Source organism: Arthrobacter sp. LjRoot14 (assembly GCF_964253905.1).
GTDB lineage: Bacteria > Actinomycetota > Actinomycetes > Actinomycetales > Micrococcaceae > Arthrobacter.
On the sequence record NZ_CAXURL020000001.1, the window covers coordinates 171,148 to 184,946 of the forward strand.

Sequence of the window (13,799 nt, forward strand, 5' to 3'; positions counted from 1 at the left end):
AGCGCCCGCCCGTCCGGCACCCGGCCGGTTCGCCGGTCAGCGAACTTAAGGCGCAACCGCGGGGTGCTGTGATCTGATGGACGCTATGGAGTCAACTGCAGGCGATTCATCAGTACAGGCCCAAGCGCTGATCAACTGGGAGCTCGCGGCGTCAACAGCTGCGCGGCTGGCTCCGGCCGGCCCTTCGCTAGGGTCCGCCGAAATCGGCAGCGCCGTGGAGAACCTGCGCCTGATGGCGGACATCTCCGTGCCGCACGTCCATGACATCACCGGGCTGGAAGCCGCGCGGGACCTCCGCGATTCCTCCGTGCTGGTGGTGGACCGCGCCTCCTGGGCCAAGGCCAACACCCAGAGCTTCGCCGTCATGCTGAAGCCCGCCATGGAAAAGATGCTGGAGGGCCGCCGCGGAACCATGAGCCCCGGCGCGGCGTCCGTCAGCGGAGCCATCACGGGAAGTCAGCTGGGCGCCGTGCTCGCCTTCCTGTCCAGCAAGGTCCTGGGCCAGTACGATCCCTTCTCGGCGCTCGCCGAAGACTCAACGGCCCCCGCCGGCGGACGCCTTCTGCTGGTCGCGCCGAACATCGTCCAGGTTGAGCGCGAACTCAATGTTGCCCCCGAGGACTTCCGGCTATGGGTCTGCCTGCACGAACAGACGCACCGCGTGCAGTTCGCGGCCGCACCCTGGCTGCGCCACCACATGCTCAACGAAATCGACAACCTCAGCGAGCACCTGCTGGGCAACGTCGACACCCTCCTGGAGCGCGCGTCCGCTGCGGCCAAGTCGCTCAAGGACCGCACAGCCGCCGGAACCGCTCCCGGACGCGGCGCCATCCTGGACCTGCTGCAGGACCCCGAAGAAAAAGCCTCCCTGTCGCACCTGACAGCCGTGATGAGCCTGCTGGAGGGCCACGCCAACGTGGTGATGGACGCCGTCGACGCCAGCATCGTCCCGTCCGTCAAGACCATCCGGCAGCGCTTCAACGCCCGGGGCAAGGACCGGGGCGTCGTGGAGAAGTTCATCCGCAGCCTGCTGGGCCTCGACGCCAAGATGCGCCAGTACACGGACGGCGCCAAATTTGTCCGTGCCGTGGTGGACGCGGCCGGCATGGAAGGCTTCAACCGGGTGTGGGAATCCGCTGGCAACCTGCCCACGGAACCGGAGATCCATGACGCCAAGCTCTGGCTCGAGCGGATGGGGCTCTAGTTGTCGCACGCCCCAAGCGGACGACGGCGGCCCGGCCGGTTGTCGCCCGTCGTCGGCAAGGCGCGCAAAATGGTGCAGAACGCCCTGGCCGATGCCGGCTACCCCGAGCGGGTGCTCGTCGCCTGCAGCGGCGGCCCGGATTCCCTGGCCCTCGCGGCCGTCGCGTCCTACTTCGGCCGCCGCGGCCACGTGGACGGCCACCCTGTGTCGGTGGGCGCCGTCGTCGTTGACCACCAGCTGCAGCCCGGTTCCGCCGGCGTCGCCGCCCAAACCGCCGACGTCCTCCGGGATCTGGGGCTTTCCCCCGTCGACGTGCGGCGGGTTGACGTCGCGTCCACCGGGATCGGCCCCGAAGCCGCGGCCCGGGACGCCCGCCACGCCGCGCTCGAGGAAGCCGCCGCCCAGGCCGGTGCCGGTGCAATCCTCCTCGGCCACACCCTGGACGACCAGGCGGAACAGGTGCTGCTCGGCCTGGCGCGGGGCTCCGGAACACGCTCGTTGGCGGGAATGCGGCCCGTCCGGGGACTCCTGCTCCGGCCGTTCCTGGGCCTCCGCCGTGCCGACACCCTGGAGATCTGCGCGGTCGAAGGACTGGACCCGTGGCACGACCCCAGCAACGCCGACCCGTCCTTTGCCCGGTCCCGGACGCGCGTGGAGGTCCTCCCCATGCTGGAGGAAAAGCTCGGTCCCGGCGTCGCGGAGTCCCTCGCCAGAACGGCCGCCATCCTGCAACTGGACGCCGACTACCTCGACGACGTGGCGAACAGCACTTACGAGCAACTGGCGGAGCAGTCCGGCGGCGGGATCAGCCTCCCCGAAGCCGCGCTGGGCGAACTGGCTCCCGCCATCCGGTTCCGGGTGATTGCCAAGGCGGCCGCCGCAGTCGGAGGCCAGCAGCCGAGCTACCAGCGGCTGCTGGCCGCGGAAGCGCTCCTGCGCCGGCAGGGTTCGGCCGGCCCCGTGGAACTCCCCGGCGGCGTGAGCGCCTACCGGCTGTCGCTGGCGCAAATCCTCGCTGGCGAAGGGCAGAATCCGGCGGGCCGGGCAGGAGATGCCGCCAACGGCGGTCCCCGCGAGGCCGCCCGCTGTGGGAAGCTAGTATTCCGGCCTCAAAAGCCGCCCCAAGAATAGTCGCACCCGCATCTACACAGGAGCCATTGGTGGATTCAAACGACGTCCAGGCAGACCTCAAGCACGTTCTCTACACCAAGGATCAGATCCAGCAGCGGATTACCGAGCTCGCTGCGCAGATCGACAAGGACTACGAGGGCCGGGAGCTCCTCATCGTCGGCGTATTGAAGGGCGCGGTCATGGTCATGGCAGACCTGGCGCGGGCACTTCACAGCCACGTTTCCATGGACTGGATGGCAGTTTCCTCCTACGGTTCCGGGACCCAGTCGTCCGGTGTTGTGCGCATCCTCAAGGACCTCGACACGGACCTCATGGGCAAGGACGTACTGATCGTCGAGGACATCATCGATTCCGGGCTGACGCTGTCCTGGCTCAAGACCAACCTGGAATCCCGCGGCACCGCGTCCGTGGAAATCTGCACCGCCTTCCGCAAGCCCACGGCCGCCAAGGTCCAGATCGACGTCAAATACGTCGGCTACGACATCCCCAACGAATTCGTAGTGGGCTACGGCCTGGACTACGCCGAGAAGTACCGCAACCTGGACTTCGTGGGCACGCTCGCACCCCACGTCTACGAATAGGCGCCTTTCCCGGGATCCCTCCCGGCCGGCCGGACCCCCAGCGGGCCGCGGCCCTGCACCGCTACGCCTAGAGGGAACTTTTGCCCTGCACCGTGCGTGATTCACTCCGAACGGTGTATAGCTAGAAGCTGACGCAGCACCACACGCGCGCAGACCAGTCGCCGTGCAGCACTACCAGGAGGGACGGGGCCAGCCCCCGATCAGATGAAAGCTAAGAGTTTCTTCAAGGGCCCGGGCATCTGGATCGTTGTTGTGGTCGGAATGCTCCTGCTGGCCTTTGCCACGCTCGCCCCCGGAGGCGCAACCCGGATCGACACAAAACCGGGCCTCGAGCTCCTTGCGGACAAGGGCAAGGTGGAGCAGGCCAAGATCTTTGACGCGGAGAACCGCGTGGACCTTGTCCTCAAGGACAACCTGGTCATCGACGGCCAGGACAAGGGCAAGAACGTCCAGTTCTTCTTCGTCAATGCCCGCGCCGCGGACGTGGTCAAGGCCGTCACCGACGCCGACCCCTCGAGCGGTTACACCGACCAGCCCATCGAAAACAACTGGTTCTCCGGGCTGTTCTCCCTCCTGATTCCCGTGCTGCTGCTGGGCGTCCTCTTCTGGTTCCTGCTCTCCCGGATGCAGGGCGGCGGGTCCAAGATCATGCAGTTCGGCAAGTCCAAGGCCAAGCTGGTCAACAAGGACATGCCCCAGGTGACGTTCAGCGACGTCGCCGGCGCTGATGAGGCCGTGGAAGAACTCCAGGAAATCAAGGAGTTCCTCCAGGAACCGGCCAAGTTCCAGGCCGTGGGAGCCAAGATCCCGAAGGGCGTGCTGCTCTACGGCCCTCCGGGTACCGGTAAGACCCTGCTGGCCCGCGCCGTGGCCGGTGAAGCGGGAGTGCCGTTCTTCTCCATCTCGGGTTCCGACTTCGTTGAAATGTTCGTCGGCGTGGGTGCGTCCCGTGTCCGCGACCTCTTCGAGCAGGCCAAGGCCAGCTCACCCGCCATCATCTTCGTGGACGAGATCGACGCCGTCGGCCGTCACCGCGGCGCGGGCATCGGCGGCGGCAACGACGAACGCGAGCAGACCCTCAACCAGCTGCTGGTTGAAATGGACGGCTTCGATGTCAAGACCAACGTCATCCTGATCGCCGCCACCAACCGCCCCGACGTGCTGGACCCGGCCCTGCTGCGCCCCGGCCGCTTCGACCGCCAGATCACCGTTGAAGCCCCGGACCTGGTGGGCCGCGACCAGATCCTGCAGGTCCATGCCAAAGGCAAGCCGATGGCTCCCGGCGTCGACCTCAAGGCCGTTGCCAAGAAGACCCCCGGCTACACCGGTGCCGACCTCGCCAACGTCCTCAACGAAGCTGCCCTGCTGACGGCCCGCTCCAACGCGAACCTGATTGACGACCGCGCCCTGGACGAGGCCATCGACCGTGTCATGGCCGGCCCGCAGAAGCGCAGCCGCGTCATGAAGGAGCACGAGCGCAAGATCACGGCCTACCACGAAGGCGGACACGCCCTGGTGGCTGCCGCACTGCGGAACTCTGCCCCGGTCACCAAGATCACCATCCTGCCCCGCGGCCGCGCCCTGGGCTACACCATGGTGGTTCCGGAGAACGACAAGTACTCGGTCACCCGCAACGAACTGCTGGACCAGATGGCGTACGCCATGGGCGGCCGCGTGGCCGAGGAAATCGTCTTCCACGATCCGTCCACCGGCGCCTCCAACGACATCGAGAAGGCCACGTCGACGGCCCGCAAGATGGTCACGGAGTTCGGCATGAGCGAACGCGTCGGTGCAGTACGCCTCGGCCAGGGCGGCGGCGAGCCGTTCCTGGGCCGCGACGCCGGCCACGAGCGCAACTACTCCGACCAGATCGCCTACATCGTGGACGAGGAAGTGCGGCGGCTGATCGACCAGGCCCACGACGAGGCTTACGCGATCCTCACCGAGAACCGCGACATCCTCGACTCCCTGGCCTTGGAACTCCTCGAACGGGAGACCCTCAACCAGGCCGAAATTGCGTACGTCTTCCGTGACATCCGCAAGCGTGACTTCCGTGAAGTGTGGCTCTCCAAGGAAAGCCGGCCGGTGCAGACCGCCGGCCCCGTGGAGTCCCGACACGAGCGGGCCGAACGTGAAGCCCAGGAGGAAGCCAAGGAAGCCCGCCTGGAGGAGCCGCTGGATGCCCGGCCGCCGCACCCCCAGGGCGTGGCAGGACAGGAGACCTTCGGCGGCGGTGTTACGGACGTCAGCACCGACGGACCGCAGCACGGCTAAGCTTCTTCTGTGACTCATTTCGACGACGACGACGTTTCCGCCAGCCCCGATCGCTCGGCTGCGGGCCACTCGCAGCACGCCGGCCACACCAAGGTTGACCGGCCGCGGATCGAGGCGGCGGTCCGGGAAATCCTGCTGGCCATCGGGGAAGACCCGGACCGCGGCGGGCTCCTGGACACCCCCAAAAGGGTGGCCAAGGCCTACGCGGAGGTTTTCGCCGGCCTGCACCACGACCCCGCGGAAATCCTGTCCACCACCTTCGACCTGGACCATGAGGAACTGGTCCTGGTCAAGGACATCCCGTTCTACTCCACCTGCGAGCACCACCTGGTGCCGTTCCATGGCGTGGCGCACGTTGGCTACATTCCCTCCCACGACGGCAAGGTCACCGGGCTGAGCAAGCTCGCCAGGCTGGTGGACATGTTCGCCAAGCGACCCCAGGTGCAGGAACGGCTCACCACCCAGATCGTTGAAGCACTGGTAACGCACCTGAAGCCGCGCGGAGCGATCGTCGTGGTCGAATGCGAACACCTGTGCATGTCAATGCGAGGCATCCGTAAGCCCGGTGCCAAGACCGTCACCAGCGCCGTGCGCGGTCAACTGCATGACCCGGCCACCCGTGCCGAAGCCATGAGCCTCATACTCGGAAGGTAATAAAACAGACTATGGACTCCCTAGCTGCAGCCCCTGGAACCGGACCCGCAACAAGCCCCTTGCCCATCCTGCGTAAACCGCGGCCGGCAGCCAAGTTTGAAGATCTCCCCACGGACCGCACGCTGGTGATGGGCATCCTGAACGTCACCCCGGATTCCTTCAGCGACGGCGGGAAGCACCCGACGCCGGACACCGCCATAGCGGCCGGCCTTCGGATGTTCTACGCGGGTGCCGACATCATCGACGTCGGCGGTGAATCCACCCGCCCCGGCGCGGAGGAAGTCAGCCCCGAAGAAGAGCAGCGCCGTGTGCTGCCGGTGATCGAGGCCATGGTCAAGGCCGGCGCCCTGGTCAGCATCGACACCACCCACGCTTCAACGGCTGCCGCTGCCCTCAAGGCCGGCGCCACCATCATCAACGACGTTTCCGGGCTGACGATGGAGCCCGAGATGGCCGAACTGGCCGCCCGCACGGGCGTCCCGTACGTGCTGACCCACCGCCGTGGCGATGCCAAGACCATGAACTCGCTCACGGACTACGGCAACGTGGCGGAGGATGTAGCCGCTGAACTGGTGGGCGTGCGGGACAAACTGTATGCGGCCGGAGTGGCGCCGGAACAGATCATCGTGGACCCGGGCCTGGGCTTCTCCAAGAACGATGCCCAGAACTGGGAGCTCCTGCGGAACATGGGTCCGCTGGAGGCGCTGGGCCACAGGATCCTGGTGGGCGCCTCCCGCAAACGCTTCCTTGGTACCTTGCTGACCGTGGCGGGCAAGGCTGCCGCTCCCGGCGAACGGGACCACGCGACCGCCGCCATCACCGCCATCAGCGCCGCCCGCGGCGCATGGGCTGTGCGCGTGCACGACGTCGGACCCAGCCTTGACGCCGTCAAGGTTGCCGCACGGATGTCCGCCGGACCGCTCGGCCATTCCAGTCCCACCAACTAGGCAGCCACCATGGACACAATCACGCTGAGCGGTGTTACCGCCGTCGGCCATCACGGGGTGTTCGATTTTGAACGCCGCAACGGCCAGCCGTTCATCGTTGATGCCGTGCTGCACCTGGACTTCGCGAAGGCGGCAGCCTCGGACGACGTCCTGGACACCGCCCATTACGGCGAGGTGGCCGAACGCATCAAGCACTGGATCACCGGCGACCCGCTCAACCTGATCGAGGCCCTGGCCGTCCGCATCGCCGAAGACCTCCTGCAGGAATTCCCGCTGGCCGCCGTGGACATCACGGTGCACAAGCCCAAGGCCCCCATTGAGGTGGAGTTCGGCGACGTCTCCGTCAGCGTGCATCGGCGGCGGTCATGAACCCGTCGTATTCGAACAACCCGTACGTCCGTGCGGTGCTGGCCCTCGGCAGCAACCTGGGGGAGCGGAACGACACCCTCTCCAGCGCCGTCGCCGACCTCGTGGACCGGCCGGAAGTGCGGCTGACCGCGGTTTCCCCGGTGGTCCAGACAAAGGCCGTGGGCGGACCCGAGGGCCAGCCTGATTTCCTGAACATGGTGATCACGGTGGAAACCTCGCTGCCGCCGTCGGAGCTGCTGCGCCATTGCCAGGCTGTGGAAAACAAGCACCACCGGGTGCGCGAAGTCAGGTGGGGTCCGCGGACCCTGGACGTGGACATCATCGCCTACGGGGACGTCGTGAGTTCGGATCCTGCGCTGACACTGCCGCATCCCCGCGCTGCGGAGCGGGCGTTTGTGCTCTACCCGTGGTCGCTCATCGACCCCTCGGCAGAGCTTAACGGCGTCCGGGTGGGCGAACTCGCCGCCAGGGCCGCCGACTTCCCGGACCTTGCCCCCTTCGACGGCTTCGGCGACTTCGACGGCCTTCCCACAGCAGGAGCAGTGGAGTAGGCCGTGAAACCAGTCAATCCCTTCCTCCTGATCGTCGTCGGGCTGATCCTGGCCATTGCCGGCTGGTTCGCGGCCGTCATGACCACCCGCTACGGCCTGGCCACTCCGGTGCTGCCCCAGACCGGGCTGGTGACCATGGGAGTGATCGTGGCGCTCACGCTGGTCCTGGGGATCCGTGTCCTGCGCTGGCGGAACGGCAAGAAGAAGAAAATGCTGAACCCCATCCTGGCCGCCTGGACCCTGGTCCTCGCCCAGGCCTGTGCGTACACCGGAACGGTGCTGCTGGGCTGGCACGCCGGAATCTTCCTGGACCTGCTCAGGCTTTGGAACCTGCGCAGCGACCAGGGAATCACCTGGCTGGCCCTTTCCATGGCCGGCGGGGGACTGGCCATGATCATCGTGGGTCTTGTTGTGGAACGCTTCTGCCGGATCCCGCCCGAAGACGGCGACGCCGACGGGACTCCCGGAGTTCCGGGACGGGGCGCCCGCAAGCCCAAAGGGGAAGGCGAATATGCCTACCGAGGCGATTGATCCGCCGGGTATTTCCTGGCTCCGGGTTTCGCCCAAATACGTGACCGTCCGCCTCGTCGAATGGGCGTTCGGGAACCTCATCGTCGTGGCGCTGCTGTCGCTGCCGCTCGTGTTCAGGCTGGCGGGCTGGTGGGCGTGGGTCCCGCTCTGGCTGGCCGTCACCGTCCCGGCGGTCACTTTGCTGCTGGCCGTCTGGCGGTTGCTGCTGATTCCCCGCCAGGTGCGGGCCATCGGCTACGCCGAGCGCGACGACGACCTCCTGATCCGCAGCGGCATCTTCTTCCAGCGCACACTGGTGGTTCCCTACGGCCGGATGCAGTACGTGGACATCGGAGTGGGTCCCGTCGAACGCGGCCTGGGCCTGTGCACGCTGAAGCTGCACACCGCCTCGGCCGGCACCAATGCTGAGATTCCCGGCCTGCCGGCCGACGAGGGGGCGCGGCTCCGCGAGCAGCTGTCCGCCCGGGGCGCTGCACGGCTGGCCGGGCTGTGACCCCTGACAGCGCGGTAACACCCGGCGGCGCCGGATCCGGGCCGGTCCCCGGTGCTCCCGGGCCAACCCCCACCCCTGCCGGGCAGATCACCGGAAAGCCCGACGGCGAGTGGCTGCGCGTACATCCCGCGTCACCGTTCATCCGGGGCTGGGTCGCGCTTGCCGCCATCGGTTTCTTCTTCGGCCGCGACACCTTCGAACGCATGCTGCAGGGCCGCCCCCTCATGGACGAGATGTATTCCGGGCGAGTACCGTTCCTTCTTGCCGGCGGCGGACTGGTCCTGGTGCTGGCCGTACTGGGGTTCATCACCACGTGGTACTTCACCCGGTACCAGGTGGCCGGAGGCTTCGTCCGGGTGAACACCGGCTTCCTGTTCAAGCAGCAGCGCCAGGCCCGGTTGGACCGGGTGCAGGCCATCGACATCGTGCAGCCGCTCCTGGCCAGGATCTTCGGCCTCGCCGAGCTCAAGTTCGAGGTGGCCGACGCCGGCGAATCGGCCGTGCGACTCGCCTACCTTCGCATTGACGACGCCCGCCAGCTCCGGGCCACCATCCTGGCCCGGGCGGCCGGGCTGGAACCAGACCCCGCGCAACCCGAAGCAGCCCTGCCCGAGGTGCCGGAATACGCCGTCCTGTCCGTGCCGCCGTCGCGCCTTGTCGGTTCACTGCTGCTCAGCGAGCAGAGTTTCTTCGTGGTCCTGGGCGCGGCGGCTTCCGTGGTGCTGTCCGCCGTCACTGAAAGCCGCGGCTTCTACTTCTACCTGATCCCCGCAGCACTGGGCCTGGCCGCCGCCTACTGGGGATCATTCAACAAGGGCTACAACTTCACCGCCGCCATTTCGCCGGACGGAATCCGGCTCCGCTACGGGCTGCTGGACACGCAGGCGCAGACCCTCCCGCCCGGCAGGATCCAGGCCGTAAAAATCACGCAGCCGCCGCTGTGGCGGATCTTCGGCTGGTACCGGATGCAGGTGAACGTGGCCGGCTACGGCGGCCCGGGCAGCAACGGAGAAGGCGCGTCGCGCACCACGCTCCTCCCGGTGGGCGTCCTGGCGGACGTCATGAGGATGCTCGCGCTGGTGCTCCCCGACCCGGGAACGCCGGACCCGGCCCGTGTCTTTGCCGCCGGCCTGACCGGGCTGGCTCCCGCAGTCCCCCCGGCCGGGCCGCCTCCCTCCGGGGGGACGTCCGGCGAAGAGCCCGACGGCGGGTTCGTCACCAGCCCGCGCCGCGCGCGCCTGCTGGCACCGCTGGGCTGGCGCCGCAACGGTTTCACCGGCACGGACACGGCGCTGCTGATCCGTTCCGGCCGCCTGTGGCGCGAGCTGGTGGTGGTTCCGCACCAGCGCACGCAGTCGATGGCCCTGCACCAGGGGCCGCTGGCGAGACGCTTCCGGGTGGCGGACCTCGTACTGCACACCACGGCCGGACCGGTTTCGCCGCGGGTCATCCAGGCCGGGCTGGACGAGGCCCGCGACCTGTTCGATGCCCAGGCCGCCCGTGCCCGGAAAGCCCGCAAACGCCAGACCAGCGAGCAATGGCTCGCCCAGGTGGCCCCACCTAGTGTGGTGGGGCCGGAAGTTCATCCCCAGAACCACCAGGAAGGCCCGCACCATGGCTAAGCCAGGACGCCTCGGCGTCGGAATCATTGGAGCCGGCAAGGTGGGCGCAGTCCTCGGTGCGGCGTTGCGTGCCGCCGAGCACGCCGTCGTCGGGGTTTCAGCGGTCTCGGACGCAAGCCGGGAACGCGCCGAAACCCTGCTCCCGGGCGTGCCGGTGCTCGACGTGCAGGACATCGTGGAACGCTCCGAGCTGGTGCTGCTGGCCGTCCCCGACGACGCCCTCGGCGGGCTCGTGGAAGGCCTCGCCAAGCTCCGCGCCTGGCAGCCCGGACAGCTCGTGGCCCACACCTCGGGCCGCTTCGGCGTAGGCATCCTGCATCCGGTCCGGGCAGCCGGCGCCGTCCCGCTCGCGCTGCACCCCGCCATGACCTTCACCGGCATGAGCCTGGACCTCACCCGGCTGCTGGACTGCACGTTCGGGGTCACGGCGGACGCTGCGATGCTGCCGATTGCGCAGGCACTGGTGGTGGAGATGGGCGCCGAGCCGGTGGTGATTGCGGAAGGGGACCGCACCCAGTACCACGCGGCCCTGGCGCACGGGTCGAACCACTTGGTCACCCTCGTGGCCCAGGCCTCGCAGCTGCTGCGCGAAGTGGGCGTGGAATCGCCCGAGCGCATGCTGGGACCACTGCTGCGGGCAACGCTGGAGAACGCGCTTGCCTCCGGCGAATCGGCCCTGACCGGCCCGGTGGCCCGGGGCGATGTTGGCACGGTCGCCGCGCACGCGGAGGCCTTGCGGGAACACGATGCCGGTGCCGGCGGCGATATTCTGGAGGCCTACCTGGCCATGGCGCGGGCCACCGCGCACCGCGCCGGGAGCCGGGGACTGCTGAAACCGGACCAGCTGGATGCCATCCGGAAAGCCCTGGACGGTGTGGGCAACGACGGGCCGCAGGCCACTGGAGGAAACTGACTTGGCGATCAAACTCGTGACCACCGCGGCGCAGCTGCGGGCCGAAAGCGCGCGGCTGCTGACGGAGAAACAGGGCTCGTCGCAGGGCCTCGTTCCCACCATGGGCGCACTGCACGAAGGCCACGCCAGGCTGGCGCGCACCGCCGTCGAACAAAACGACGTTGTGGTGGCCAGCATCTTCGTCAATCCCCTGCAGTTCGGCGAGGCCGTGGACCTGGACCGCTACCCCCGCACCCTCGAGGCGGACATGGAACTCCTGGACGCCGAGGGCGTGGACCTGGTGTTCGCACCTTCCGTGGAGGAGGTCTACCCGGGCGGCGAGCCCCTGGTCCGGGTGACGGCGGGCCGGCTGGCCGGGAAATGGGAAGGCGCATCCCGCCCCGGCCACTTCGACGGTGCACTCACGGTGGTGGCCAAGCTGCTGCACTACGGCATCCCCGGGACCGGGCTCCCCGGCGGAGGCGCCTTCGTGACCGGCGCCGGTGCGGGCCTGCCGGCGTACCGCGCCTACTTCGGCCAAAAGGACGCCCAGCAGCTGACGCTGGTGCGGCGCATGGTGGCGGACCTGAACTTCCCCGTCGAGATCGTGGCTGTTCCCACGGTCCGCTCCGCCGACGGGCTGGCGTTGAGCAGCCGGAACAGGTTCCTGTCCGGGGAGGAACGCGAGGCTGCCCTGGTGCTGTCCCGGGCGCTGAGGCTCCTCGAGGAGCGCGCCAACGCCCACGAGCCACTGGACCTGGAATCCGCCCAGGCCCTCGTTGAATCCCAGCCCCTGGTGGGACTGGACTACTTCGACGTGGTGGACCCGGAGACCCTTGAGCCCCTGGCCGAGAACTGCAAGGAAACCCCGTTCCGCGGCGAAGGCCTGGCCATCATTGCGGCGAAGGTGGGGCCGGTCCGGCTCATTGACAACGTGCCACTCAGTTCCTGAGGTTTTTTCCAGTGACGGGAATTACCCCGGGGGATAGACTGTTGGAATCTGCAGCGACGATGCTCGCCGGAAATCACTTCACATCTCCCTAAGGGAATCCCCATGTCTACAGACGTCTCTTCCAACGCCCCCGGCGACCCCGTGGCCACTGCCGCTGTGAAGGCGCCGGCGGCAGGCCCGGTGAAGATGTCCCGCGAGTCGGTCACCATCATCGTCACCCTGCTCGTTGCCACCTTCGTGGTGATCCTCAACGAAACCATCATGAACGTCGCCCTCCAGCGGCTCATGGTGGACCTTGGTGTCGACGCTCCCACGGTGCAGTGGCTGTCCACCGGTTTTATGCTCACCATGGCCGTGGTCATCCCCACCACCGGATTCATCCTGCAGCGGTTGTCCACCCGGGCCGTTTTTATGCTTGCCATGGGACTGTTCTCGGGCGGCACGCTCCTTGCCGCGCTGGCTCCGGGATTCGAAGTCCTCCTCCTGGCCCGCATCGTCCAGGCCGGCGGTACAGCCATCATGCTCCCGCTCCTGATGACCACCATCCTGACGCTGGTCCCGATCGAGCGGCGCGGCGCCGTCATGGGCAACGTGAGCATCGCCATTTCGGTGGCACCGGCCATGGGCCCCACCGTGTCCGGGCTGATCCTTGAGCACTTCACGTGGCGCTTTATGTTTGTGTTCGTCCTGCCCATCGCCCTGGCCGCCTTCGCCATCGGAGCCCGCTACCTCACCAACATCGGCGAAACCGAGAAGACCCGGCTGGACATCCTGTCCGTGCTGTTGACTGTTCCCGCCTTCGGCGGACTGGTGTACGGGCTCAGCCAGATCGGCGGAGGCCATGGCGGACAAAGCGGTCCCGGCACCACTGCCGTGGCTGCGCTGGCCATCGGCCTGGTGGCCATGACGGCGTTCGTCTTCCGCCAGCTGAAGCTCCAGAAGTCCGAAGGACCGCTGCTGGACCTGCGTGCGTTCAACTTCCGCATGTTCACCGTTTCCGTGCTGCTCCTGGTGGTGGCCATGATCGCGCTCTTCGGCGCCGTGATCCTGCTCCCGCTGTACCTGCAGGAAATCCGCGGCCTGAAATCCCTGGAGACCGGCCTGGCGCTCCTGCCCGGAGGCCTGGCCATGGGCCTGCTGGGCCCGTTCATCGGCCGGGTCTTCGACAAAGTGGGCCCGCTTCCCCTGACCGTCACCGGCTCCGTCATGATGGTGCTGTCCCTCTGGCAGTTCTCCATGCTGAACGCGGAAACGGCCGTCTGGTGGATCGTGACGCTGCACGTGGTCCTCAGCCTGGGCCTGGCACTCCTGTTCACGCCGGCGTTCACCACCGGACTCAACCCGCTGCCGCCGCACCTCTACTCGCACGGATCGGCCATCATGAGCACGCTCCAGCAGGTGGCCGGTGCCGCCGGAACCGCGCTCCTGGTTTCTATCTACGCGGTAGTGGCCGCCGGATCAGGCGTTGTCGCCGGCATGCACGCAGCGTTCCTCACGGCCGCGATCATAGCCGTGGCCGCCGTCGTACTTTCCGCCATGATGCGCAAGACCGCAGGCGCGGAACACCCCGTGCCTGCAGCCCACTAACACCCCAAGCG

Annotated in this window: 14 protein-coding genes; all 14 read left to right on the plus strand. The window is 67.7% G+C overall.

Annotated elements, in window-relative coordinates:
- The first annotated feature begins 85 nt into the window (after positions 1–85).
- Positions 86–1,204, plus strand: coding sequence for a zinc-dependent metalloprotease (locus ACSQ12_RS00875; RefSeq protein WP_436063957.1), 1,119 nt, complete (start codon positions 86–88; stop codon positions 1,202–1,204).
- Positions 1,205–1,273: 69 nt separating this feature from the next.
- Complete coding sequence (gene tilS, locus ACSQ12_RS00880) at positions 1,274–2,335, plus strand: tRNA lysidine(34) synthetase TilS (RefSeq protein WP_436063958.1); 1,062 nt, start codon at positions 1,274–1,276, stop codon at positions 2,333–2,335.
- Between the two features lie 29 nt (positions 2,336–2,364).
- Entirely contained in the window at positions 2,365–2,916 is a 552-nt protein-coding gene (hpt, locus tag ACSQ12_RS00885; protein WP_011690021.1) for a hypoxanthine phosphoribosyltransferase, read from the plus strand.
- Between the two features lie 204 nt (positions 2,917–3,120).
- A complete protein-coding gene (gene ftsH / locus ACSQ12_RS00890; RefSeq protein ID WP_209741673.1) occupies positions 3,121–5,190 on the plus strand; it encodes an ATP-dependent zinc metalloprotease FtsH in 2,070 nt (689 codons plus the stop codon).
- Positions 5,191–5,199: 9 nt separating this feature from the next.
- Positions 5,200–5,844, plus strand: coding sequence for a GTP cyclohydrolase I FolE (folE, locus tag ACSQ12_RS00895; protein WP_436063959.1), 645 nt, complete (start codon positions 5,200–5,202; stop codon positions 5,842–5,844).
- An 11-nt stretch (positions 5,845–5,855) separates the two neighbouring features.
- Entirely contained in the window at positions 5,856–6,791 is a 936-nt protein-coding gene (gene folP / locus ACSQ12_RS00900) for a dihydropteroate synthase (RefSeq protein ID WP_436063960.1), read from the plus strand.
- Between the two features lie 9 nt (positions 6,792–6,800).
- The gene (folB, locus tag ACSQ12_RS00905) at positions 6,801–7,160 is read left to right on the plus strand and encodes a dihydroneopterin aldolase (protein ID WP_209741670.1); all 360 of its coding nucleotides are present in this window, start codon (positions 6,801–6,803) and stop codon (positions 7,158–7,160) included.
- Positions 7,157–7,711 (plus strand): 2-amino-4-hydroxy-6-hydroxymethyldihydropteridine diphosphokinase, encoded by a 555-nt coding sequence (folK, locus tag ACSQ12_RS00910; RefSeq protein ID WP_436063961.1) that lies wholly within the window; start codon positions 7,157–7,159, stop codon positions 7,709–7,711. Before folB ends, folK begins: the two co-directional genes overlap by 4 nt.
- 3 nt (positions 7,712–7,714) lie before the next feature.
- The gene (locus ACSQ12_RS00915; RefSeq protein ID WP_436063962.1) at positions 7,715–8,242 is read left to right on the plus strand and encodes a DUF3180 domain-containing protein; all 528 of its coding nucleotides are present in this window, start codon (positions 7,715–7,717) and stop codon (positions 8,240–8,242) included.
- Positions 8,223–8,735, plus strand: a complete 513-nt coding sequence (locus ACSQ12_RS00920) for a PH domain-containing protein (protein WP_436063963.1) — start codon at positions 8,223–8,225, stop codon at positions 8,733–8,735. The genes ACSQ12_RS00915 and ACSQ12_RS00920 overlap by 20 nt, the downstream gene beginning before the upstream one ends.
- The gene (locus tag ACSQ12_RS00925; RefSeq protein ID WP_436063964.1) at positions 8,732–10,357 is read left to right on the plus strand and encodes a PH domain-containing protein; all 1,626 of its coding nucleotides are present in this window, start codon (positions 8,732–8,734) and stop codon (positions 10,355–10,357) included. Before ACSQ12_RS00920 ends, ACSQ12_RS00925 begins: the two co-directional genes overlap by 4 nt.
- Positions 10,350–11,270 carry a Rossmann-like and DUF2520 domain-containing protein gene (locus ACSQ12_RS00930; RefSeq protein ID WP_209741666.1) on the plus strand — a complete coding sequence of 307 codons (921 nt, stop codon included), beginning with the start codon at positions 10,350–10,352 and terminating at the stop codon, positions 11,268–11,270. The genes ACSQ12_RS00925 and ACSQ12_RS00930 overlap by 8 nt, the downstream gene beginning before the upstream one ends.
- 1 nt (position 11,271) lies before the next feature.
- Complete coding sequence (locus ACSQ12_RS00935; RefSeq protein WP_436063965.1) at positions 11,272–12,201, plus strand: 4-phosphopantoate--beta-alanine ligase; 930 nt, start codon at positions 11,272–11,274, stop codon at positions 12,199–12,201.
- 102 nt (positions 12,202–12,303) lie between these two features.
- Positions 12,304–13,788: an MDR family MFS transporter gene (locus ACSQ12_RS00940; RefSeq protein WP_436063966.1), complete on the plus strand. Its 1,485-nt coding sequence runs from the start codon at positions 12,304–12,306 to the stop codon at positions 13,786–13,788.
- Positions 13,789–13,799: the final 11 nt, after the last annotated feature.